Annotated in this window: 19 protein-coding genes, 1 other RNA gene and 1 pseudogene; 14 read left to right on the top strand and 7 right to left on the bottom strand. The window is 32.4% G+C overall.

Features of this window, described 5'->3' with window-relative positions:
* The 4 genes and pseudogenes from AABL81_RS04305 to AABL81_RS04290 all read left to right on the top strand — a co-directional run.
* Positions 1–947 (top strand): annotated as a pseudogene (locus AABL81_RS04305) (hypothetical protein); the annotation flags it as partial.
* 51 nt (positions 948–998) lie between these two features.
* Positions 999–1,751: a hypothetical protein gene (locus AABL81_RS04300; RefSeq protein WP_341340427.1), complete on the top strand. Its 753-nt coding sequence runs from the start codon at positions 999–1,001 to the stop codon at positions 1,749–1,751.
* A gap of 4 nt (positions 1,752–1,755) precedes the next feature.
* Complete coding sequence (locus AABL81_RS04295) at positions 1,756–2,502, top strand: hypothetical protein (protein WP_341340426.1); 747 nt, start codon at positions 1,756–1,758, stop codon at positions 2,500–2,502.
* A 5-nt stretch (positions 2,503–2,507) separates the two neighbouring features.
* Complete coding sequence (locus AABL81_RS04290) at positions 2,508–3,341, top strand: hypothetical protein (protein ID WP_158210958.1); 834 nt, start codon at positions 2,508–2,510, stop codon at positions 3,339–3,341.
* A gap of 333 nt (positions 3,342–3,674) precedes the next feature.
* On the opposite strand, the gene ssrA is transcribed toward AABL81_RS04290, so the two are convergent.
* Positions 3,675–4,073: a transfer-messenger RNA gene (gene ssrA, locus AABL81_RS04285) on the bottom strand.
* Between the two features lie 187 nt (positions 4,074–4,260).
* On the opposite strand from ssrA, the gene AABL81_RS04280 reads away from it, so the two are divergent.
* Positions 4,261–5,469: an NAD(P)-dependent oxidoreductase gene (locus AABL81_RS04280; RefSeq protein WP_341340425.1), complete on the top strand. Its 1,209-nt coding sequence runs from the start codon at positions 4,261–4,263 to the stop codon at positions 5,467–5,469.
* A gap of 17 nt (positions 5,470–5,486) precedes the next feature.
* On the opposite strand, the gene AABL81_RS04275 is transcribed toward AABL81_RS04280, so the two are convergent.
* Positions 5,487–7,754, bottom strand: a complete 2,268-nt coding sequence (locus AABL81_RS04275; protein WP_341340424.1) for an FUSC family protein — start codon at positions 7,752–7,754, stop codon at positions 5,487–5,489.
* Positions 7,755–7,916: 162 nt separating this feature from the next.
* Between AABL81_RS04275 and def the strand changes: the two genes are divergently transcribed.
* A complete protein-coding gene (def, locus tag AABL81_RS04270) occupies positions 7,917–8,504 on the top strand; it encodes a peptide deformylase (RefSeq protein WP_158210955.1) in 588 nt (195 codons plus the stop codon).
* Positions 8,505–8,566: 62 nt separating this feature from the next.
* The gene (locus AABL81_RS04265) at positions 8,567–8,986 is read left to right on the top strand and encodes a DUF5606 family protein (RefSeq protein ID WP_090408460.1); all 420 of its coding nucleotides are present in this window, start codon (positions 8,567–8,569) and stop codon (positions 8,984–8,986) included.
* Positions 8,987–9,456: 470 nt separating this feature from the next.
* Here AABL81_RS04265 and AABL81_RS04260 read toward each other — a convergent pair whose 3' ends face one another.
* The 4 genes from AABL81_RS04260 to AABL81_RS04245 all read right to left on the bottom strand — a co-directional run bounded on the left by AABL81_RS04260 (position 9,457) and on the right by AABL81_RS04245 (position 13,244).
* The gene (locus tag AABL81_RS04260; RefSeq protein WP_341340423.1) at positions 9,457–10,353 is read right to left on the bottom strand and encodes a hypothetical protein; all 897 of its coding nucleotides are present in this window, start codon (positions 10,351–10,353) and stop codon (positions 9,457–9,459) included.
* Positions 10,354–10,445: 92 nt separating this feature from the next.
* Complete coding sequence (locus AABL81_RS04255; protein ID WP_158210953.1) at positions 10,446–10,775, bottom strand: winged helix-turn-helix transcriptional regulator; 330 nt, start codon at positions 10,773–10,775, stop codon at positions 10,446–10,448.
* A 22-nt stretch (positions 10,776–10,797) separates the two neighbouring features.
* Positions 10,798–12,858, bottom strand: coding sequence for a TonB-dependent receptor (locus AABL81_RS04250; protein ID WP_341340422.1), 2,061 nt, complete (start codon positions 12,856–12,858; stop codon positions 10,798–10,800).
* A gap of 74 nt (positions 12,859–12,932) precedes the next feature.
* The gene (locus tag AABL81_RS04245) at positions 12,933–13,244 is read right to left on the bottom strand and encodes a hypothetical protein (protein ID WP_233269273.1); all 312 of its coding nucleotides are present in this window, start codon (positions 13,242–13,244) and stop codon (positions 12,933–12,935) included.
* Between the two features lie 361 nt (positions 13,245–13,605).
* On the opposite strand from AABL81_RS04245, the gene mazG reads away from it, so the two are divergent.
* Together mazG and AABL81_RS04235 are read left to right on the top strand one after the other, a co-directional pair.
* Positions 13,606–14,379, top strand: coding sequence for a nucleoside triphosphate pyrophosphohydrolase (mazG, locus tag AABL81_RS04240; protein ID WP_341340421.1), 774 nt, complete (start codon positions 13,606–13,608; stop codon positions 14,377–14,379).
* 199 nt (positions 14,380–14,578) lie between these two features.
* Positions 14,579–16,582 carry a S8 family serine peptidase gene (locus AABL81_RS04235; protein WP_341340420.1) on the top strand — a complete coding sequence of 668 codons (2,004 nt, stop codon included), beginning with the start codon at positions 14,579–14,581 and terminating at the stop codon, positions 16,580–16,582.
* Positions 16,583–16,632: 50 nt separating this feature from the next.
* Here the strand turns inward: AABL81_RS04235 and AABL81_RS04230 are convergent, their stop codons facing one another.
* The gene (locus tag AABL81_RS04230; RefSeq protein ID WP_158210948.1) at positions 16,633–18,096 is read right to left on the bottom strand and encodes an amino acid permease; all 1,464 of its coding nucleotides are present in this window, start codon (positions 18,094–18,096) and stop codon (positions 16,633–16,635) included.
* Between the two features lie 637 nt (positions 18,097–18,733).
* Between AABL81_RS04230 and AABL81_RS04225 the strand changes: the two genes are divergently transcribed.
* The 5 genes from AABL81_RS04225 (at position 18,734) to AABL81_RS04205 (ending at position 25,464) form a co-directional block, all read left to right on the top strand.
* Positions 18,734–20,347, top strand: coding sequence for a CTP synthase (locus tag AABL81_RS04225; protein ID WP_090409831.1), 1,614 nt, complete (start codon positions 18,734–18,736; stop codon positions 20,345–20,347).
* A gap of 60 nt (positions 20,348–20,407) precedes the next feature.
* A complete protein-coding gene (gene yidC / locus AABL81_RS04220; RefSeq protein WP_158210947.1) occupies positions 20,408–22,315 on the top strand; it encodes a membrane protein insertase YidC in 1,908 nt (635 codons plus the stop codon).
* A 57-nt stretch (positions 22,316–22,372) separates the two neighbouring features.
* Complete coding sequence (gene proC / locus AABL81_RS04215) at positions 22,373–23,188, top strand: pyrroline-5-carboxylate reductase (protein ID WP_341340419.1); 816 nt, start codon at positions 22,373–22,375, stop codon at positions 23,186–23,188.
* Between the two features lie 104 nt (positions 23,189–23,292).
* A complete protein-coding gene (gene mnmA, locus AABL81_RS04210; protein WP_158210946.1) occupies positions 23,293–24,507 on the top strand; it encodes a tRNA 2-thiouridine(34) synthase MnmA in 1,215 nt (404 codons plus the stop codon).
* An 18-nt stretch (positions 24,508–24,525) separates the two neighbouring features.
* A complete protein-coding gene (locus AABL81_RS04205; RefSeq protein WP_341340418.1) occupies positions 24,526–25,464 on the top strand; it encodes an NAD(P)H-dependent flavin oxidoreductase in 939 nt (312 codons plus the stop codon).
* Positions 25,465–25,587: the final 123 nt, after the last annotated feature.

Below are 25,587 nucleotides of genomic sequence, written 5' to 3'. Positions count from 1 at the left end.
TTAACAATGAAGATGTACAAAATATCTTAAACGAGTACTGGGAGTTACATGAACCAATTGGAAATGTAACCTACGTTAAAGAGGGAGATAGCTATGTGTTTAAATACATCGACGAGAATGGCGATAGCCAAGTGATAGATGTAGAGGCAATCGTAAAGAAATATGAAACTGTTACTACGATTACTCCAGAGGTAAAAGACGGTAAAAAGACAGGTAAGTACGTTTATAAAAACGAGAGCTTAGATGAAGTAACTATTGATGTAGTAGGAGATGTGATTACTAACTTCGATGAAATCATTAACAATGAAGATGTACAAAACGATTTGTATTTAACAGTTGCTAATAATGGAAAGAAACTATCATCAGATAATTCAATTACTGTTGCGTCTGAGAACAAGGCAGTATTACAAGATATAAAAATTGCGGTTGCGATTGAAGGAATTCAAACAACACACTTAACTAATGCAGCTGTAACAACAAGTAAAGTAAAAAACAGTGCAATTAATATTTATAAAATCAATTCAGGGAAAACATTTAATGAAGAGGAAATAGCAAGTAACTTTGAAGAAGGTGAAGTGCTAACAGCAGATGGTAAGGGAGGTGTAATATTTAAAAGACCAGAAATGAAAAACACATTGGTAGATTATTCTTTTGAAGAACAAGTTACAGGACAAAAATGGATAGGTACTGATAAAGAAGTGATTCAGAGAGTTTTTGAAGTAGAGTTTTCTCAAGCCGAGAATAAAGTAACATTAGATGGTGACTTTATAGATGTTGTATTAGATGCGAGATTTATAAATCAATCAACCAATTCTTCTACACGTGGTTTAATTAAGAAAGAGATTGTAAATGGCAAAACAATTCTAACACTTGGGACACCAGGAACTTTAACGGTGAAGCATCCCAAAGGGAAATACTATCTTATATTAGAGTACGTGAAAAAATAAACATAAGGGTGGTTATTTCAAAAGTAATCACTCTTATTAAAAAAGGGAAAGATGAAAAATAAGATATATTTATTAATAAGCATACTTACTTCATATGTAGGTATGGCACAGATTGGTATCGGTACAGAAAATCCAGAAAATGGAATCGAAATAGAAGGAAGTATAAGATTTCGAAATTTAGAAGAAGGAGACTTGAATGTATTTAACAGAGAAGTTCTGATGGATAAAGAGGGAAAGTTAGGATACTTAGAAATTGAAAACGATCGTTCTTACTTTGTTAAAATGATTTATGATGAAATGGAAGATAGTGTTGTGATAAATAAAACAGATGAAAGTAAAGATCTGTTGTTAGATATTGAATTAGAATTATTACCTAATACCATTTCTGTATTCGAAATTCATTACAATGTTCCTCTTTATTTTGAAGTGAAGCAAAAAGAGTCTTTTCACGAAATTCCTTTAGTTAGTGAAGTTGGAGTTAGGTTGATGAAAAAAGAGGAGGGTAAAGATAATAGCTATGTTAATTTAGTTGAGGGTAATAGAGCACTATCTTTACCAGTAGACTTTGAAAATGCTTCTCGTAAATTTGAATATAGAGATATTTTTATTGAAGGGATGAATGTTCAAGAAGTCGTAAACTCAGGAACAGAATTAAAAAAAATAAGTTATAAATTAATGAGTTATTCTAAAAGTAATCAAGGAGTTATACAATATGGGGCAAATGGTGATAAAGGATCAGGTGTAGGGATGATGTTGGTAAAAGTATATCACAAACCTTATTATGGGAATAAAAATAAAATGTAAAAAAATGAGAAGGATAATTTGTATTTTTTTGATGTTTTATGGCTTTGTTTGTGTAGCTCAGGTGGGAATTGGAATTGAAGATCCAACAGCAGCAGTTCATTTTGGACAAGATGTAAAACTAAAAGATGTAAGTAATGTAGTTGGGCCGATGGAAGAATATCCTCAACATTTAATTGCAGATGAAAAGGGAAATTTAGCGGTGTTTTCAGGATTGCCAACTAATTTACTGTTTAAAAATGTTGTTACAAAAAAAATGAAAGAAATAGTGGGAATTTCTTCAAATGATGTGCAAGGAGGGAACAATTACGATTATGCTGAGAAGGCTCTAAATTTGAATACGTCTATTGTAATACCACCTAATAAGACCTTTGTATTTGAAGTAACGTATAGTGTTCCTTCAATGCTTCCTGGATTCGGAAACCCTAAAGGAGAGTTTGGTGTATTTGCAAAAAGGAAACTTGGAAATCTTGAATTTGAAAAGTTAGAAGAGTCAGTTCGTGTGTTTTCTCCTACTTCAAGAACACCGGGTACAGCAACAGCAAATGGTAGGGCTGTTGGTTTTACTTATGTAGATACGGTGCGCAATGATACTGATCAACCTCTTGAAGTAATTTATGATATATATGGATTTACTGATCATATCAACTTAAGTAATTATAGAATTATATTTGGAGCTTATTCAGATAGAGGTGAAAATTATAATTGGGGAAAAGGATTGCTGATGATTACTATCAATGAATTATTAAAATAGAAGAGATGAACAAGTTTATATTAATATTTTTCAGTTTATTAAGTGTTTCTGTTTTGGCACAAGTGGGAATAGGAACAGAAGATCCCAAAGTGAGTTTAGATATTGATTACAAGGGGGTTAAAGTAGAAAAATCAGAAGATAGTTTTATACGTTTAGAAGGTTTGGAGAGAAGACAGGATTACTTGCGAAAAATAATTTTAAACACTGAGGGTGATGTAGCAACAATGGACTATGAGGATGATAACTTTAATCTTAAAACACTAAAGTATGCTAAAAGTCAAAAGACAATTCACACAGAGAAAAGCGCGAATGTAATGAAAGACCAGAGTAATGTTAATGCACATATTGATATAGAATTGGATATAGAAGTGATTTTATCTCCAAATACAGAGAATATTATTTTTCTGGAATATGACGTGCCTATCTATATTTATAATAATGTTGATAATAATTCAAATAGCGATTTAAATTATGATTTAATGGGGAAAAAGGTAAGTATTGGATATATGGGAGTAACAATGGTTAAAGTTGGCGATGATGGTATACTTGGTGAGTTAGATCAAGGATCGAGAAAAATAACAAATTATCAAAATAGATCGTCAATAGAAGGGGATAATTTGATGGGGGTATCTATTACAGGTAAAGCAGTTGATCAAATTAGAAATACGGAACCAGTAGAGAAAAAAGTGATGTATAAATTATATGCTTACGTTGAAAAAGGAAACTCAAGTCCAAATAAGGACATATACTTTGGTAATGCCAAAGGAGAGATAGAGTCTTTAGGGCAAGGGATTTTTAATGCTGTTGTTTATGAAAAAGTTATTTCACGAATTAATTAATAAAGTTACCATAGAAATAAGAGGGTTAGTATAAATTATTTTCTAACGAGAAAGTTTTAGTTAGTTGTTTATATTGATTACTTCATATAAGAACTTAAGGCTGTATAAAACTGTAGTAACACAGCTTTTAAAATACTATTGTGAATACTGTCTATTCTAAATAGAGTATTAAAATTTACTGTTTTTTATAGTTAAATTTTACTTGAAACAAAGTAAGTTAAGAGAAATTAATATATTAAAAGTATCTAAAAAAATAGAATCTGTACAAAAACTGTACAAATTCGAGCATAAAAAAAGCCTAACTATTTAATTATCAATAGTTAGGCTTTTTTCCTGTGGAGTCGCCGAGAATCGAACTCGGGTCCAAACAAGCAATCAGGAAGCTTTCTACACGCTTAGTTCCTTATTAAATTTTCGATTGTGAGCTTGGCAAGAAACAGCCACTCACAACTTAGTCTCTAAGATGTCAACCTATGTACGAGACGCTCGTAGGTTTAGGTTTACTTTACGGTTCCTCTGGACAAAGCGCCATAAACCAAGGCTCTTAAGAGGAATCTAGCTCTCCCACCTGGTGGGAACTAAAGGCAAATCTTACTATAATTCAGATTAAGCAGCTAAAGCGTAATTATTTTCGCCGTTTAAAAAGTTCGTTACATGATATTTACGAGCTACATAACAACGCTCGACGTGCTTACTAACTAATTCCACTCGCTGTCAATACCGATCGACCCCTTTGTTTACTTAGTTTAGTAACTTGTGGCAAAAGTACAACAATATTTGTTTTCTTCAAAAGATTCTTAATAATGTTTTAACTATTGTCATTTTCTTTCTACTTTTTTGTACAAGTCAGAAATAATTCTATATTTGAATTTCCAACCAAAACCAAACAAATAAACTATAACTAACCAAACTATTTATTATGAAAATAGGAATTATTAAAGAACGGAAAAACCCTCCGGATAAGAGAGTTGTGCTTTGTCCTAATCAAGTGAAAAAGGCTTTAGATCGCTATAAAGACCTCACTATTAAGATAGAACGCTCCGATATCAGAGTTTTTTCTGACCAACAGTACGAAGCTTCTGGCTTTGAGTTATCAGACGATATGTCTGATTGTGATTTACTGTTAGGGGTAAAAGAAATTCCAGTTGATGCACTCATTCCAAATAAAACTTATGTCTTTTTTTCGCATACAATAAAAAAACAAGAACATAACCGTGAGCTTTTAAAAGCTTGCATTGAGAAGAACATTACATTAATGGATCACGAGACATTTGTAGACGGGAAGAACACGAGAATTATAGGATTCGGTAGATATGCCGGAATCGTTGGTGCCTATAACACACTAAGAGGATTTGGATTAAAATATGAATTATTTAATCTTGCTAAAGCGGAAACGTTATTGCATAAAGAAGATTTGATATTTCGCCTTAAAAAACAATTCTTTCCTCCGATTAAAATTGTATTGACAGGACAAGGAAAAGTAGCAAAAGGTGTTATGGAAATCCTTGACGGAATGAAGATGAAGAAGGTTTCTGTGGAGCACTTCTTGACACAGAAATACGATAGACCTGTGTACACGCAAATTGGTGTAACAGACTATTACAAGAGAATTGACGGTACAGAAGGTAGTAAACAAGATTTTTACGACAATCCAGAGTTGTACACGAGTGATTTTGAGAAATTTTCTCAAGTTGCTGATATTCTTATGACTGGGCATTTCCACAAAACAGGGTCTCCTGTGATTTTGACAAAAGAAATGCTTAACTCTCCTAAAAATCAGATTAAACTTATTGGTGATATTTCTTGTGATGTAGATCAAGGACCGATTGAGTCTACTTTGAGAGCATCTACTATTGCAGAACCTTTTTATGGGTATCATCCAAGACAAGATGAAGAGGTGGAGTTTGACCATCCAGCGGCAATAACTGTAATGGCAATTGATAACTTGCCTACAGAGCTTCCTAAAGACGCAAGCGAAGGCTTTGGTGAAGTGTTTGTAGAAGAGATTATGCCTGCTTTTTTTAACGGTGATAAAGATCAAGTGTTAAAGAGAGCGACAATTGTAAAAGACAAAAAACTTACAGAACGTTTTGACTATCTACAAGATTATGTAGATGGTAAAGAGTAATAAAAAAAATCCTTCCATTACGGAAGGATTTTTTTTCTTAAGGACATTAACCTATTTGGGTCTTCCATTTTCTTTTGTTCAGCTATACTCGCTGTAATTTTAAATATCTTCTCTGATAAATTAGAAAGCCAAATCAACTGTTCAATTACCAAGATAGATTCTTCCATCATATTCTGAATCTGTTTATCATCTGAATATGACTTCTTCAATTCATATTCACGTAGATCTTTTAAGTAAGTAACACTCACATTAAAGTTATCTGGTCTTTCAATAATATTAATTTCTTTGCCTGCATTGGCATCACTTAGCAAGTCTATCGTCTGTTTTAAATTACTGTCGATGTAGTCCATTACGATATTAAACGCTTCAGAAGCTTTGGTAGTTGTACGTGATTGTACATATATACCAATTGACGCAGCAGTAGATAAGAAGGTGTGGTTTAATACAGCCAACTCATATAATTCAGTTCGGTACTTTTGTTTAGACTTCGGTTCTTGAATCATACGTTGGAACGATGCCATCAAGTTTCCGATCTCAATAAACGCATATTTTCTCGCTATCTTATAAGGTAATGTTACTTCTCCTTTTTCATTATAATAAAGTGTAATTTCTTTTACATATTGTCTATTAGCTTGAAGCGATTTAGATAGGTGTGTATTGATGTTTAAGAACTCCCAAGATGGCCACAATAAGTAGTTAGCGCCAAAGGCAAGCAATGCACCAATTAAGGTATCAATCACCCTAAAAATAAGTAAGTCCATGAAATTCGGAGTTAATATTCCGTAAATCAACACAACATACATTGTAATGAAGGTAACTCCAACTTTATAATCGGTATGTGAAAACCAATAGCCAATAATCATTGTAATTACAGTTATATAAGCAATTACGGTTACATTATCAATTACGTATAGCAATCCAAAAGCCAATAAACCACCAAGTACAGTACCTATCACACGTTCAAAAGAACGCTGTTTCGTCAGTCCAAAACCAGGGCGCATAATTACCACAATAGTCAGTAAAATCCAATAACCGTTTAGTAAATTAAAGATATTACTGATTATTAACCCAACTAAAATTGTAAGCGTTAAACGCGTTGCATGTCTAAAGATGGTAGAAGTAAAGTTCAAGTTTTCCTTTAGTGTCTCTAAGCGATAGTGAACAGGAGTAAGGAACTTTTCTAAATCTTTAAACTTATCTTCAACATCCATTGAGAATGCTTTTTCAGTAAGCGTTTTTTCAAGGGTGTGAATCTTTATAATTTGGTTTTCAGCATAGTGTAAAACGTTTGAAAACATCAGAACAGCCTCCATCATATCAGGAGACTTATCACTTTTAACAAACTCACTTAATTTAGCTTGTAAGTTCGTAAACTCAGTAGTTAAATCGTGTTTTGCAGTGTATTTACCACCCATATTCAACGTAGTACCAATATCTTCAATTGTGTCTGAGAAATGGTAAGCTAACTGCTGGTAATCAGTAATAATATCAAGGCGTTCTTCAAAAAGTTTGTGTAATTTTTTATGTTCAAAAGAAGTAGAAACAGCAATTTCCAAAATCTCCACTAAAGAAGAAAAAGCAACCAACAAACGTCTATTGTTAGAGGAGTTTCCTGTATTTGCTTTATTTCGCACTAAATACTCACGTAAGTTTTCGTGTACCTCGTTTAATTGAACTTGAATATTAAGTTGTTCTTCTGTAATCTTTTCAGCATTTGCTTCCTTATCCCAAAGTTTTGCTCGGTGTTTTAAGTAGTCTGCTGTTAGTTCCATACATTCAGATGTTTGTAACACAGCATATCTACGGGGTCTTGCATAATAGAAAATTACAGCTACAACTAAATAGAGTAATCCTCCTAAAAGCAACATCAAACAATGCATCCACAAGGCTGCTCCTGTATAGTCGTGTGCCAAACCTAAGCTGGCCGCTAATAATCCGGTAAACGATAACATATTTGCTCTGTGCCCATAGACAGAAATCATACTTAGGGAGAACAAAATAAACACGAAAATTGGGTAGAAAAACCAATATCCGTGCGTTAAAGATAGGGCAAGTGTAACTGCTGGTACAGTAAATGCACCAACAAGAAGCCCGATAGTTTTGTCTTTTATGTTACTCGGAATATCGACTGGGGCGGTAAGCATAGCTCCAATGGCTGCTGCAAATGCCCAGTTAAACTCCTTATAAGGCATTAAAAGAAGGAAAGGGACAACCGCTGATATTGTAATTTTTAGGGAATCGCCAAGGTGGGAATTATCTGTGAATTTTCTCGCTTTGCTTAGCATAGATTTAGTTTCCTATTGGTTAATTAGGTTAGAATTCTTTTCAGTAAGCAAGATAATACAATTTAGAGGCCAAAAATAATTTGTAATGTTATTTATTCGTTTATTTTTAAGTAATTTTGCATCTTTGAATTTTAGGACACAGATTAAAAATAATTAAGTAATATGATATTATCAATAGTTGGATATGGAGATCCTGTTTTAAGAAAAGTAGGAGAAGACATTTCTAAAGATTATCCAAACTTACCAGAATTAATCAACAATATGTATGAAACAATGTATTCAGCACATGGAGTTGGACTTGCAGCACCACAAGTAGGTTTACCAATTAGATTATTTGTAGTAGATGCAGCGCCATTTGCAGAAATGGAAGACAATACAGAAGAGGAAATAGCGTTCTTAAGTACATTCAAGAAGACTTTTATCAACGCTAAGATTCTTAAAGAAGAAGGAGAAGAGTGGACGTTTAACGAAGGTTGTTTGAGTATTCCTGATATTCACGAACCAGTGAAAAGAAAAGAAAAGATCACAATTGAATACTACGACGAGAATTTTGAGAAACACGTAGATGAGTTTGACGGATTAGCGGCAAGAGTTATTCAACACGAGTATGATCACATTGAGGGTGTTTTATTTACAGATAAAATTCCTTCATTAAAAAAGAAACTTATTTCTAAGAAACTTAACAATATTTTGGAAGGTAAGATATTTACTGACTACAAAATGAAGTTTACAAAGAAAAAAGGTAGATAAAAAATTGTAAATTAATAACTATTTAAGATATTTGCGACTCTTAAAGTAAAATTTAGAAAAAGATGAGTTTAGAAAAAGTTTTAGCTATTTCAGGAAAACCAGGATTATATGAGTTATTAGTACAAACTCGTACAGGATTTGTTGCTGAATCATTGGCAGATGGAAAGAAAAGTACTGTGGGATTGAGAAACAATGTTAGTTTGCTTTCTGAAATTTCTATTTATACTTACAATGATGAAGTAAAGTTATTTGAGGTATTTAGAAATATTGCAGCAAAAGAAAACAATGGAGAGGCTATTTCTCACAAGGAAGATAATCCTACATTAGTAGCTTACTTCAGAGAAGTATTACCAGAATTTGACGAAGACAGAGTATATGTTTCTGATATCAAAAAAGTATTAAACTGGTATAATATTCTTCAAAAAAGAGGAATCATTGCTGATGCATTTACTGAAGCAGAAAAAGTAGAAGAAGCAAAATAATTTTTGCCTTTGAACAAAATAAGAAAATGGATTACTATGTATAGTAGTCCATTTTTTTTTGTCTATTAAAATCTATTTTAATTTGATAAAATGTATCTTTGTAGTAGTAAACTACTTGATTTTAAATCATTAAGTAGATTTAAAAATAGTTGTATACAATACGTGATAGAAGTATTTACTTAATGACGTATTGCATTGTACTAAGAAATAGTATTCGCAATTATTTCTATTATTCTTTCTCTTTTCTTGTCTGTAAAAGAGCTTAGCATTAGTGTTTTAAAAAGTATGATTTAACAATTGTGTAATATTTGTTCGGAAAAGTACCCTTTTTTCCGAAGCTGACTCGAACCATTTCCGAATAGTTCCCGAATAAAGTCAGTTTTAAACTTATGAAATTCTCTTATTCCTTTGAAAAAAAAGAGACTAACTTAAAATATAGTTAGCCTCTTTTACTCATTTAGTAATTCTCATTACATGTAGTATTTACTACTGTCGTGTGGAGCATCAAATGATTTATCCCAATCATCATAAGCTTCTTCTTCTGTAATATTGAACTCTCTTGCAATATCTTTAATAAATTTATCTACTTCTGCATCTGAACCTCCTGGGTGTTCTGTATAGATTTTTACAGGAATTTTGATGTTTAAATCTTGTGTTCCAAGAATTCTTTTACTTGGTTTGTCAAACGGATAAGGATTACCATTGTCATCTAATTTAGTTCCTTTAACAACATGTACCAATAAAATATTCAAATCAAAAGTCTTATACTTATCTGTAATATAAAAATAACCTTTAAGCCCTATAGGATCATTCTTTGGACGTAATTTGGCATTCGGTGAAATATAAAACATTTGATCTTCGGGATCTGTATCTCTATATGAGTATTTAAATATATCTAAGTGATTTCCAAGATCTTTATTTGTCAATAAATCTTTAACATTTTTATTTAAAAAGAAATGTTGGTGTATTGGAGCCATTTCTGCATTTGTAAACTCACTATTCATACGCTCTCCATTTTTATTGTAATAAGTAATTTCTAATCCATAGTGTACATCTTTGATAAAACGGATTGGCTCTGTTGTAGACGGCACAACATTTCCTTTCTCATCAACTTCAAATGAAATTTCTTGTTTAGATACAAAATATTTTGTTTCTGGATTTATTGGATCTCCATGAAACAATGATCCGTGTAAGTGACCTTTTGTAAATGTGAAAGTTACTTTACCCCATTCTTCGTGACCTTTGTCCACTGTTTCATCTACTGGTGGTGACGGTGATACACTGTCTTTAGAACAGCCAACAAAAGTGGTTAATGAAATAAAAGCTAATAGAATAAGTAGTGTTTGGTAAAAAGATTTAAGTTTCATAAAATAAAATATTTAATTAATAATTGATTGTGATTTTTTAATAAATGTTCCTCCTAAAAGAATAAGAGGAGGAAAAGGGGACTTAGTATTATTTAATCGTTTTTGAGGTATTCTCTATGTCTTGCTCCCCATTGAGCAAGCTTCTCAAGAAGTGGAATTAAGTTGATACAATGCTCTGTTAAGTGGTAAACCATATAATTATCTACTTTTTTCTTTTTTATTAAAAGGTTGTCTTCTAAGTGTTTTAGTTCTTTTGAAAGCGACTTATCAGATATCTTATCTACACTATAGAGAATTTCTTTATATCTCATCGGTTTTTTTAAAAGTTGTAGAATTATTTTCACACTCCATCTACCTGATAAAACATAGAGGGTGTCTTCAATACTTCTTTGTTTATTTATGTCCATTTGGAGAGTTTCCATTTGTTATTGTTTTTACAAAAGCTTAAAAATTATAAACTATATTTAACCTAATATTTCTTCCTTTAGCATGAATGAAATATCGATGATAATCCATATAATCTTTATATTCTGTATTTAATACGTTATCTATACGCAGTATTACGCTTAGCGTTTGATTAGATATTTTGAAATTTAATCGCCCTACTAAATTGTATAGTGATGAAGCGGCAGGAGTATCTTTTGAAAGTTCATAATCTTCACTAATTTTTTTCTTTTTGGCAGTATATTGATGCTCCAATCCTATTTGATATTTTTCATTAGGCCAAGTATAATCTATCGTTGTTGTTCCTTTTAAAGGTGAAATATTAGGCAAATACTTATGTCCTTCCGCAGTTGGACGTATAGCAGACCATTGTGTTTTTAGAAAAACTCTATCTGTAATAGGTCGCTCAAATCCCCAGTCAATCCCCATAAGAACAGCCCTACTTTGTTGAAAATTAAATATAACAGCTGGTCCTGAAAACAGTTGTTTATAGGTTTGGGTAGGAACAGTATAGATAAAATTGTCGAAGTGATGGTAAAAAGTATTTACTTGAAATTTTGATTTACCCACATAGTAGGTAAGGTGGTTAAACCACTTTATTCCAACTTCTTGTTTTATGTTTTTATCTCCTATGAAAAAAATAGGTAACCCGTGTTGTTTTCCATTTACAAATAACTCGTAAGGTTCAGGAACTCTATTACCATAACTAATAGCGCTTGATAAACTCCCATTTTTAAAAATGTATTTACCTCCTATTTGAGAAGACCAATTATTATATTGTTTCGCTTGTCCATATGCAATGCCTAAAAAGTTTATTCCCAATGCATTCATATATGTTTGATCATATCTTATCCCATAATCGATGTACCAATTCTTTATTGTAGACCCTCCCAATAAGAATGCTGATTTGGTTTGGAAATCATAATTTGGTATAGCAGGCACAACCCCTGTACCTGGTTGATTAAAGTTTTCTTTACGTCTATAAGCAAGTCCAATTTCACCTTTCCAATTATTTTTAGTGTACTTTAAAGACAACTCAGCGAAATGAGATTGTAAATCAGTATCCTGACTTGGAATTGTTGTGCGATCCATACGTCTAACCTCATATTCTTGTCTATGGTTTTTTTGGAAAGCATAGATTGCATCAATAGACATTGACTTTTGAAGTTTCCATTGTGCTTTACCTAATAAAAGTTGATGTTTTATATGCTGATAAGGTGCTTGAATAGTATAACTAAAAGGGATTGTTTTTGCAGGTCTACCTAATGCTATAATCTCTTCTAATTCTTCAATATTACCTGATAGAGCACCATAGAAACTTCCTTTTCTTTGATTTTGGTTTAAGTACAAGAATTGAACATCAAACGGAATAGAAGAGTAGTTAATTTCTGTGTAAAAGTCTTTATCACGAACTCCTGTATTACCAATGTTGTATTTAGAGGTATGATAATCACCCTCTTTACTCCACGAAAATTGCGTTCTAAAACTTAAAGAAGGTAGTTTTTTAACACGCTTTTCTACTAATAAATGTTGTTTAATTCCTCTTGTATTAGATAAAAATGCAGTGCTATAAGCTCCTTTAAAATCAACAGAATCTTGTATTTTGGGATTGTCAATTTTTATAACTCCTCCTAAAGCATTTGCTCCATAACGCACAGTTTCTGCACTGCGTTCAAGTTTTATATTTTTACTAAAGAACGTATTAATTTCTGGACCGTGTTGATCCGCCCAATCTTGATTTTCTAAGCGAACTCCATAAGTTAAGTAAAGAACACGAGAACTGCCTAAACCATCAATGATAGGTTTAGCTACATTACCTGTTCGTCTAACTGAAACGCCTGCTGTATTAGAAAAAAGATCTGCAATATTATCGCCTAATTTACTTTCTTTAAATTGCTGTGTTATAGGTGTACTTTCTCTAACCGATTGATTTTTAATCGGTTTAATGGTGATCAATAATTCGTCAATAAAATTTTTATTTAAAAGTGTATCAGTTTGACCATAAGAAAAGTTACAAACACAAAAATTTACCAAAGCGACTAATAAAAATCCTTTGTACATATTTGTATTATTAATTTGACAGATTTAAAACGGATTATTGTTGATAAAACAATAAAAGTTTGCCTTAATTTCTATTAAATTAATACAGGTGGTGGTCTTGATGTAAATAAATGGTAGTAATTACTACTATTAACTTTGACTAATAAGAAATAATCTTTCTTAAAATTTGAAACAATGTTAGTAGTAATATTTTTATAAATAACTGAAGTAGTATAAACTTTTGTAAAACTAAAATACTCACAATCACATTTATGTGCTTTGTCAATCGCACTTTTTACATGTGTGCAACTTTCATAATCATTTAAGTCACTATTTGATTGTAGAGCTAATTCTGATTGAGTGAATAATTTATCTTGGTGATATAAAGCATGCACCATCCCTTGCATTACCTCGAGTAAGGTAATGGATGCTATTATACCTATAAATAGGTAAGAATATAATATGTAGTGCTTATGCTTCAAGTGTATAATTTAATTCAGGGCAAAAATAAAGTTTTTAGTGAAATAAGGAAATAGCCCTTTAGACAAAGTAAAGGTAATGTTTGTTTAAAGTTTTGATATACAATGTTATAGTGTGGTGATTAACTATCCTAAAAGTTAGTAGAAACTACATATTTTGCACAAGTTTTATTGTTTCTGCGTTTATTATTAAAACTTTGCGAATTATTTTGCTCACTTTTTTAAATAGGTTTAACAGTTGAGAAGGTTGCTTATTGTTTTATCTTTATAGCTTGAAAACTGTTATATTATGCATAGTAGAGAAGAACAATTAGCCGCTTTAGATAGACTATTAACAATCTTAGACGAATTACGTGTAAAGTGTCCTTGGGACAAAAAACAAACATTTGATTCGCTTAAAAACTTGACAATAGAAGAGGTTTATGAATTGGTAGATAGTATTACTGAAGGGGATACGGATGAAATGAAAAAGGAATTAGGAGATGTACTAATGCACATATTCTTCTACGCTAAAATAGGTGATGAGAAAGAGTTGTTTGATATTAAAGATATAGCAGACAGTATTTCTGATAAACTTATTTTTAGACATCCACATATTTATGGAGATGTAGAAGTGAGTACGGAAGAAGAAGTAAAGCAAAATTGGGAGAAGTTAAAGCTAAAAGAAGGTAATAAGTCTGTATTAGCTGGAGTTCCTAAAGGATTGCCTGCTTTGATTAAAGCGCATCGTATACAAGAAAAGGCAAGTGGTATTGGGTTTGATTGGAGTGATAAAATAGACGTTTGGAATAAGGTTGAAGAAGAAATAGCGGAGTTTAAAGTAGAGGAAAAAGTACAAGATAAGGCGAAGATGGAAGATGAGTTTGGTGATATTTTGTTTTCATTAATTAACTACGCTCGTTTTGTTGGTATCGACGCTGAAAAGGCATTGACTATGTCTAATAATAAATTCATTAGCAGATTTACTAAAGTTGAAGAGTTAGTTAAAGCAGATGGTAAAGAGATCTCAAATTTGACTGAGAAAGAATTAGATGAATATTGGGAAATTTCGAAGAAAAGGTAATTCTATTTTTTAAAAACTTATATTTATTTATAACATTGTGTATTTTTTAATGATGTTTTTGTAAAATTGTGTTTTTTTTGTTATTTGGTGTGCTTTTTGGTGTATTTATTATATAAATAGAAATGTTTGTGTAATTTAAAAACCACGCACTATGAGTAGATATTTAATTTTTATAATAAGTTTTTTACTTGTAAGTACTGTGGTTTTTGCGCAGTCCAAACAAGCTGAAAAGCAAAGAATAGAACTGTATCGTTATCATCAAGAAGATATCAATAAAGTAGAGCAAAATGCTGAAAAGCAAAGACTCTCTGTAGATCAGTTAGTTAAACAAACAGGATTAGAACGGAGTTTTGTAAAAAGTACAGGGGAATATGTAGAGCTTGTAGGGGTTGATTTAGGAGGGAATCCTGTGTACTATGAAACAATGAACCACAAGGCTGCACAAATCTCAAACTTTCATCAACTTAAAAATAATTCAGAGATTACTTTAGAAGGAGATGGTGTACTAATAGGTGTTTTTGATAGTTCTTTGTTGTTTGCAGAACATCAAGAATTTACAGACAATAAAAATATTGTATTGAAATCAGATTATCCTCAAAATTTCACTAATTGGTTGGTACGAAGAAATTATCGTTTCGCACAGTTGCATAGTACTCATGTTACTGGAACTTTGTTGTCTGCCGGTATTCAAAGTGAAGCAAAAGGTATAGTGCCTGGAGCTAATTTATGGTCTTTTGATTGGTTAAAAGATATTCGTGATATGTACTATTCATCTCTTGAAGGAATGATAGTATCTAATCATTCTTATGGCATTGCAGCAGTAGGTATTTTTGGAGAGTTAAAAGTAAATAGAAAATCTGTAGGAGCTTATGAAAGTAGAGCTGTAGATTTTGACTATGTTACACAAAAAAATGACTATTATACTGCGGTTGTAGCGGCAGGAAATAATCAGGAATATGATGAGCTGTTACGGCCAGGTGGTTTGGGACATTGTATTATTTTAGGAATTGCTACTTCAAAAAATGCAATTGTTGTAGGCGCGGGGAAAGATTTTGTAGGTGATGGCAATATAAATGATTTAAAATTAGCAAATTATAGTAGTCGTGGCCCCACACTTGATTTTAGAATTAAACCAGACATAATTGCCAATGGTACTGATTTGTTTTCAACTCTAAGTGATATTGAAGAATCAGAAGATTATGTCCTTAAAAAAGATTTGTATGGTTTTAAGTCAGGAACCTCAATGGCAACTCCGATTGTAACAGGTGCAGTTGCTATTTGGCAACAATGGTCTAATAAGTATTTTGGTGATATTTTAAAGGCAGCTTCTATTCGTACTTTATTAGTGCAATCAGCTCACGTTAATAATGATATGATAGTTGATAATAAACAAATTTCTCTCAATAATAATATGGCTCCAAATCCTTCTTACGGATGGGGAGTACTCGATGTTATGAGGGGAATAGAGATGCTTAAGGAAACTATTTCTGGAAGAACATATTTAATAGAGGATGGGATTACAAACAAGAATGACCGAGTGTATGTTTTTGAAAACTATCAAAATAATAATTCACTTAATCTGACTTTGGCTTGGACAGATCCACCTGGGCCATATGATTATAATTTGGTAATGAGCGGTGTAGTGACAAAAGCATTGGTGAATGACTTAGATATAAGAGTTAAAGTTGGTAATACAATATTTCTTCCTTGGACATTACGTAAGAATTTAAAAAATCCATCTCCCATAATTAGTGACAATGATGTCGATAACTTAGAGAGAATTACAATAGCTAATCTACCAAAAGGAAAAGTAGAAATAAAAGTAACTCATAAAGGTAATTTAGAAAAGCAGCAACAGAATTATTCTTTGATATTATCTACTAAAGAAAGGATGCAGTTTGTGTCTTTAAATCGTCAGGTGGATGATGTTTTTAAAAAAGTAGATGAAAGTTTAATTAGCGAGTTAAGTGTTAGTCCAATAGTTTTATGGCCTAATCCTGTAATGGATAAGGTTAATTTGCTTTATGATTCTAAACTTAAAATATATCGCATTGCATTGTTTAATAACTCTGGACAACAGATACAAGTTCATAACAATTTTTCAGGAGATATCCTCGATGTTAGAAATTTAACAGCAGGATTGTATATTGCTAAAGCAAATACCAGTGAAGGTAATTACGAGTTTAAGCTTATAAAAAAATAAAAGAGGGGTTATAGCATTACACTATAACCCCTTTTTCAGCTTAAAATTTATTACTTACTTAAATCAACTTCTTCTAATGGTATTAGTTTTGTTTTGTGTTTTACCTTGTGGTAAATGTAAAAGCCTAAGAAGAAAGGAATACCCATATAGGTAATTAATATTCCTTGCCAATCAAACTTCCCTTCAAAGATCAATTGTGAATCTTGTCCAATAATAACTAAAATACACAATAACAAGGCAAATAAAGGTCCGAATGGGAACCATTTAGCTTTGTAAACTAAGTCTTTGATGTCTTTTCCTTGACGTGTATAGGCTCTTCTAAATCTATAGTGGCTGATTGCAATACCTAACCAAGCTATAAATCCTGTTAATCCAGATGCAGCAAGAATGAAATCAACTGCTTGTGGGTGAATTGTTTGAATTAAGAAAATTAACAATACAATTACTCCTGTTACAACTAACGCAATCATAGGAACTCCTTTTTTGTTGGCAGTACCAAATGCTTTTGCAGCCATTTTGTCTTTTCCCATCGCATATAACATACGGGTAGAGGCATATAGTCCTGAATTACCAGCAGATAAAATTGATGTTAGAATAACTGCATTCATAATAGCTGCTGCAATAGCTAAGTGAGCGCGTTCAAATACTAAAGTAAACGGTGACTTAGCAATTTCAGTAATCTCAGCTCCTAATAAAGAAGGACTTGTGTACGGAATAATTAATCCGATTACAAAGATTGATAAGATATAGAATACTAAAATTCTCCAGAAAACTTGTTTGATAGCTTTAGGGATATTTTTCTCAGGGTTTTCTGATTCTCCAGCTGTAATACCGATAAGTTCAGTTCCTTGAAAAGAGAAACCAGCAATTAAGAATACACCTAAAACAGACAGAAACTTACCAGAAAAACCACCCCCTAAAAAAGGAGCTTCTCCTAATGTAAAGTTTTTCATTCCGATATATTCCCCTCCTAAAATACCGAATATTGTAAGTAGTCCTACACCTAAGAATAAAACTACTGTTACTACTTTAATAATAGCAAACCAGTATTCTGACTCACCATATGCTTTTACAGATAAAGTGTTTAATCCAAATATAATTAAGAAAAACAATAAGCTCCATCCCCAAGTAGGTAAGAAGTTCATAGGCTCCCAATAAGATACTACTACTGCGGCTATTGATATATCCACAGCTACTGTAATGACCCAGTTAAACCAATAGTTCCACCCCAAGGCAAAACCAAGAGAAGGATCTACAAATCGAGCGGCATACGTACTAAAAGAACCAGAAACTGGTAAGTATGTAGCCATCTCTCCTAAAGAAGTCATTAAGAAATATACCATTAATCCAATCATCGCATAAGCCAATAAAGCACCTCCGGGTCCTGCTTGATGAATTGCTTCTCCACTTGCCATAAATAGTCCTGTTCCAATACATCCACCTATGGCAATCATAGATATGTGTCTCGCTTTTAAACCACGAATTACTTTTGAGTTGTCTTTACCTTGTTCCATTTCTTAAATTTGGTACAAAAGTATAAAAACCAATTGTATTATAATCTGTAAAAACGCATAAAATATAATTTTTATTCAATAAATTATTTATTTAAGTGTGTTTTAGGTAATAAAAATAGCTATTTTTAATGTATTTGATTGAATTTTATTTAGCATAGTTGTGTAAAAACCAAATTAAATTCTCTTTGGCAGGGGGTAAAGAGAATAATATTAAGAATAATGTAATTAGACGAGTTTGCTTAAAAACTATGTCAAAAAAGGTGAAGAAGTTTTGCAATAGAGAAAGAATAAATCAGATTGTCAATAATAGATTATAAGAATAGGTGTGTTTTTTCTCTATTTAATAGTACAATGTGGCAGTTATCTGTTTCTTGGAACAACTATTGTGATAGAGTTAATCGTTGTTGCTGTTTTAAATAGCCGTAAAATGGCAAATCAGCAAGGTATAAAAGGAATAATGTTTTAAAAAATGAAATAGCTTACTTTAATAATGGTATAAAAGTATTTATAAATCAAAAGTTTACTCTTATATCTTGTAAAGTTGACTTTTTTAAATTCGCTAAAATTAGAAGAATAGCTTGGAAAGTTGTATTTTTGCCAAGTTTTATTTTTAACAACACAACAAATAAACGACTAAATGAAACAAACTAAGTATATTTTTGTTACAGGAGGAGTTACATCTTCTTTAGGGAAAGGAATTATCGCTGCTTCGTTAGCGAAACTATTGCAAGCACGTGGATATTCCGCTACAATTCAAAAGTTTGATCCATACATTAACGTGGATCCAGGAACTTTAAATCCGTATGAGCACGGAGAGTGTTTCGTTACTAATGATGGAGCAGAGACAGATTTGGATTTAGGACATTATGAGCGTTTCTTGAATGTGCCAACATCTCAAGCGAATAACGTTACAACAGGTAGAGTTTATTTATCTGTAATCGAGAAAGAACGTAGAGGAGAGTTTTTAGGTAAAACTGTTCAAGTTGTTCCTCATATCACTAATGAAATTAAAGAGCGTATGCAATTACTTGGTAAATCAGGTGATTATGACATCGTTATTACTGAAATTGGTGGTACTGTAGGGGATATTGAATCATTGCCATACATCGAGTCTGTTAGACAGTTATTATGGGAGTTAGGAGATAACAATGCAATTGTTGTTCACTTGACATTAGTTCCTTATTTAGCAGCTGCAGGTGAGTTAAAAACAAAACCTACACAGCACTCGGTTAAAACATTGATGGAAAGTGGTATTAAAGCTGATATCTTAGTTTGTAGAACTGAGCACAACTTAAGTACTGAAATTCGTCAAAAATTAGCTCAATTCTGTAATGTTAAGCCAGAAGCTGTAGTTCAGTCTATTGATGCTGATACTATTTATGATGTGCCTAACTTAATGTTGCAAGAAGGGTTAGATAAAGTAGCGCTTAAAAAATTAGATTTACCAGAGAGAACTACGCCAGATTTAGTAAAATGGAACGAATTTATTCACCGTTTGAAAAATCCAAAACACGTAGTAAACATTGGTTTAGTTGGGAAATATGTAGAATTACAAGATTCTTACAAATCTATTTTAGAAGCATTAGTTCACGGTGGTGCTGAAAACCAAATTAAAGTGAACATCATTTCTATTCAATCTGATAATATTACTGCAAATAATGTTACTGAGAAATTGAAAAACTTAGATGCTGTATTGGTAGCACCAGGTTTTGGTTCTCGTGGAATTGAAGGAAAAATAGAGACTATTAAATACGTAAGAGAGAATAATATTCCGTTCTTAGGTATTTGTTTAGGTATGCAGATGGCAGTTATTGAATATGCAAGAAACATTCTTGGATTTACAAATGCTAATACTACTGAGGTAAATGAGAGTACTCAATATCCTGTAATTACGTTCATGGAAGAACAAAAGAATATTACAGATAAAGGAGGAACAATGCGTCTTGGTGGATGGGATTGTAAATTGAAAGAAGGAACTAAGGCATTCGATATTTATGGAGAAACAATGATTAACGAACGTCACCGTCACAGATATGAGTTCAATAATCAATATTTAGAAGATTTCGAGAAAGCAGGATTAGTAGCTTCAGGATGTAACCCAGACACAGGATTGGTAGAAATCGTAGAATTAAATACGCACCCATTCTTTGTAGGAGTTCAGTTCCACCCAGAATATAAGAGTACAGTAGCAAAACCACATCCTCTTTTTGTGAATTTTGTGAAAGCTGCTATGGAGAAAAAAACTAATTAAGCTTATCGCTTAATAGAAGGTTAATTTCAAAAAAACATTTGATAAATTACAAATTAAATAATGGAAGGAAAAAAAATAGATCGTAACAGTATTGTCGGCTTTGTTGTCATAGCCGGGTTGCTGATTTGGATGATGTTTAACAATATCAACAAAGAGCAAGAAGCTATTGTGAAAGACAAAGAGATAGCGCAAAAAGAAGTTATTCAACAGACAGAGTCAGAAAGTATATCTAATGCAATAAGTAATCATATAGAGAACGATTCTATTATGACTGAAGCGTTACGTTCGAAACTTGGTCCTTTCGCTTTTAGTGCAACTTTACCTTCTGCTCAAGAGGAGAAAACAGAATTAAAAACTGATTTTCTTACTTTAGTAGTTGAAAATAAAGGAGGTAGTTTATCTAATGTAGTTGTAAATAAATTTGATAGTTTTAATAAAAACTCAGGAAAAACTGTTGAGTTAATTAAAGATGGAAATTCAAATTTCAACTTAGAATTACATACTTCAGATAATCGTGTGTTTAATACACAAGATTTATACTTTGAACCAGAAGTATCTAAAGAAGGAGAAAATCAAGTGTTATCTATGCGTTTGAAAGTATCGGAAAACCAATTCTTGGAGTACCGTTACGTTTTAAAACCAAATGACTATATGATTGATTTCTCAATCCGTACACAAGGTTTAAACAAAGTTGTTGATTTAAGTAAAACGCCGCAGTTAAAATGGGATTTAAAATCATATACTAATGAGAAAAGTATTTCTTACGAAAACCGTTATACTCGTTTATACTACGAATATGAAGGAGGTAAGGATAACGATTTAAGTCCAACAAGTAAAGACGACAATAAAACAGTAAAAGATGTTTCTTATATTGCATATAAACAACATTTCTTTACGTCAATTTTATTGACAAACAAAAACTTTACGTCTGTTGACTTAGTTTCTAAAAACTTAGTAATTGACGAAGATGTAGATACTGAATTTACAAAACAATTCTCAAGTACTATTCCTTTAGAATATTCTAACGGAGAGTTGAGCTACGATATGAATATGTATTTTGGACCGTCTGATTACAAAATCTTGAAATCATACGACAAAAACTTAGACAATATCGTACCATTAGGATGGGGAATCTTTGGATGGGTTAACCGTTTCTTATTTATTCCAGTATTTGGATTATTGAGTTCATTCTTACCTTACGGTATTGCTATTATCGTATTGACAGTATTAGTGAGATTGTTAATTTCACCTTTAACTTACAAGTCATACGTTTCTCAAGCTAAAATGAAAGCTATTCGTCCAGAGGTTACTGAATTGAATGAGAAGTACAAAAATGACCCGATGAAGAAACAACAAGAAACAATGAACTTGTATTCTAAAGCAGGGGTTAATCCAATGGCAGGATGTGTACCAGCGTTGTTACAAATTCCGATTTTCTACTCGTTGTTCCAATTCTTCCCGTCTGCTTTTGATTTAAGACAGAAAAGTTTCTTATGGGCAACTGACTTATCATCGTATGACTCGGTTTTAGAATTACCATTTAAAATTCCATTCTATGGAAGTCACGTGAGTTTGTTCCCATTATTAGCTTCTATTGCAATCTTCATCTATATGAAAATGACAACAGGAGATCAACAAATGGCGCAACCAGCACAAGAAGGTATGCCAGATATGAGTAAAATCATGAAGGTGATGATTTATATCTCTCCATTAATGATGTTATTCTTCTTTAATAACTACGCGTCTGGATTGAGTTTATACTACTTTGTTTCTAACTCTATTACTATCGGAATTATGTATGTGATCAAAAATCACATTGTAAAAGAAGAGAAGATTAAAGCTAAGATTGAAGAGAACAAAACTAAAAAAGACCGTCCGAAAGGAAGATTTCAACGTAAGATGCAAGAGATGATGGAACAAGCACAAGAGCAACAACGTTTGAAAGAACAACAAAATAAAAAGAAATAATCAAATATATTTTTTTACATTTAACACCCCTGATCTAATTCAGGGGTGTTTTTTTTTATGAAAATAGCAATCATTGGAATGGGGAATATGGGGAGCACGTTTGCTAACGGTTTTATCAATTCACGTTTCATTCTTCCGGAAGATGTTTTGATCTATACGCGCTCACAACGAGTAGCAAATGATAGTAGAAACATTCATCAACTTTCTTATCGCTATGTATTGGATAGCGAATTAAGTAATCGTGATATCGTAATTATTGCTGTGAAACCACAGGACTTTAATCAATTGGCTTTAAACTTAAAGCCCTTTTTAAAGCCCGAGCAGATTGTAGTTTCTGTTATGGCAGGTATTTCAATAGAAGGGATAAAAGAGAAATTGGGTATTACTAAAGTAGTGCGTTCTATGCCAAACTTGCCCACACAAATAGGAAAAGGGATGACAGTATTTACGGCTTCTGAGGAGTTAGATAGAAAAGAGCTATTTATCATTCAAAACTTAATTAACACAACTGGTAAATCTGTTTATGTTGCAGAAGAAAATAAAATTGACGCAGCAACTGCAGTATCGGGTAGTGGACCAGCCTATGTGTTTTATTTTATGCAAGCAATGATTCAATCTGCTTTAGATTTTGGATTTGAACTTTCACAAGCAGAGTTATTGGTAAAACAAACTATTTCAGGAGCATTGGGGTTATATGAGTCAAACTCTTTATCAACACAAGATTGGATTGCTAAAGTATCATCAAAAGGAGGTACAACAGAAAAGGCAATTGCTTTTTTTAATCAATGTAATCTTGAAAAATCATTGATTGAAGGAATAAACAAGGCTAAAGAACAGTCTGAATATCTTGGAAATAAAATGAATCAAGAGTAAGGACAATAATATTAATATTTTCTTATCATAATTAAATGATAAGGTAATTGAAAAGCTTTCTGTATTGTGGCATTTAATGTAAATTTGTTGCAATATTTTTTATTATGAAAAAAAGAGTAGTAGTAGGACTTTCAGGAGGGGTAGACTCAAGTGTTGCCGCTTATTTACTGAAAGAACAAGGATATGATGTAATTGGATTATTTATGAAGAATTGGCACGATGATTCAGTGACAATTTCTAATGAATGTCCGTGGTTAGAAGATAGTAATGACGCCTTAATGGTGGCTGAGAAATTGGGTATTCCATTTCAAACAGTTGACTTAAGCGAACAATATAAGGAGCGTATCGTTGATTATATGTTTAACGAATATGAGAATGGACGTACGCCAAATCCAGATGTTTTATGTAATCGTGAGATTAAGTTTGACGTTTTTATGAAAATAGCGTTGAGCTTAGGAGCAGATTATGTTGCTACAGGTCACTATTGTAGAAAAGGAGAGGAGGTAATCACTAAAGCTGATGGAACACAGGAAACTGTTTATAAACTGTTAGCAGGTGTTGACCCTAATAAAGACCAATCTTATTTCTTATGTCAATTGTCACAAGAGCAGTTAGCAAAGTCTTTATTCCCAATTGGAGAGTTGTTGAAACCACAAGTGCGTGAGATTGCAGCTCAAATGGATTTAATTACAGCAGACAAGAAAGATTCACAAGGATTGTGTTTCATTGGAAAAGTGCGTTTACCTGAGTTTTTACAACAACAGTTGAAACCAAAAGACGGGTTTATTTACGAGATTCCAAAAGATGCCGCTGTATTTAAAAGTCAGGAAGGAGTGGAGTATGCTACTTTAGAAGAACAATTACAGGCAGAGGCTAAGGCATTTGTGTACACACCTGAAATGGGTAAGAAAGTAGGAGAGCACTATGGAGCACACTTTTTTACAACAGGTCAGCGTAAGGGACTTAATGTAGGAGGTACGGTTGAACCTTTGTTTATCATTGCTACCGATGTGAAAGATAACGTGATTTATACAGGTCAAGGTCACCAACATCCAGGATTATTTCACAAATCACTTTTTGTAAAAGAGAGTGAAATTCACTGGGTAAGAGAAGATTTAGCTTTGAAAGAAGGGGAGTCAATGGAGATTTATGCACGTATTAGATACCGTCAACCATTACAAAAAGCAACTTTACATAAAGTTAAAAATGGTATGTATGTACGATTTGATGAGCCACAATCTGCAATAACTGAGGGACAATTTGTATCTTGGCATATCGCAGACGAACTAATCGGTTCGGGGGTGATATCAAAAGTATAACCAACCAATCAAAAAATTATGAATAGAATTAAAGAACTCTTTGGCATCGAATATCCTATTATTCAAGGTGGAATGATCTGGAATAGTGGGTATAAGTTGGCAAGTGCTGTAAGTAATAGTGGTGGACTTGGTCTTATTGGAGCCGGTTCTATGTATCCAGATGTGCTTAGAGAACATATTCAAAAGTGTAAAAAAGTAACAAATAAGCCATTTGGCGTAAATGTTCCAATGCTTTACCCTAACGTTGAGGAGATTATGAATATCCTTGTAGAAGAAGGCGTAAAGATTGTTTTTACATCAGCAGGAAATCCAAAAACGTGGACCCCTTTTTTAAAGGAACACGGAATTACGGTTGTTCATGTTGTGAGTTCTTCTAAATTTGCCTTAAAAGCACAAGATGCAGGTGTAGATGCTATCGTGGCAGAAGGATTTGAGGCCGGAGGACACAATGGAAGGGAGGAAACAACGACTTTTACATTAATTCCGATGGTTAAAGAGAGAATTTCGATTCCGTTGATTGCAGCGGGCGGAATTGCGTCAGGAAAGGGTTTGCTTGCAGCGATGGTTTTAGGAGCAGATGGAGTTCAGATGGGAACACGCTTTGCAGCATCAGTGGAGAGTTCGGCACATGATAATTTTAAAAATCTCTTATTAGATACACAAGAAGGAGATACAATGGTAAGTTTGAAAGAACTAGCACCAGTTAGACTTATCAAAAATGATTTCTATTTAGGATTACAAGATTTGTATAAAAATGGAGCTTCTGTAGAAGAACTGAGAGAATACTTAGGACGCGGCCGTTCAAAAAAAGGAATGTTTGAAGGTGATCTTGTAGAAGGAGAACTTGAAATTGGACAAATAGTTGGTCTTATTAATAAAATAGATACAGTTCAAAATATTATCAATGAGGTAGTTGCTGAGTATAACGAAGCAAAAAAAGGACTCTATAATATTTAACATAGAAAATTAGTATATAAAAAAGTCATACATTATTTTTATAAATAATGTATGACTTTTTGTTTTTTACCTCTAATATCATATATTTAGAAACTTAAAATAACATAACATAAAAATATTACT

It is taken from the genome of Myroides sp. C1519 (assembly GCF_038039755.1).
Taxonomy (GTDB): domain Bacteria; phylum Bacteroidota; class Bacteroidia; order Flavobacteriales; family Flavobacteriaceae; genus Flavobacterium; species Flavobacterium phaeum_A.
This window is presented reverse-complemented; position numbering and strand designations above follow the sequence as displayed.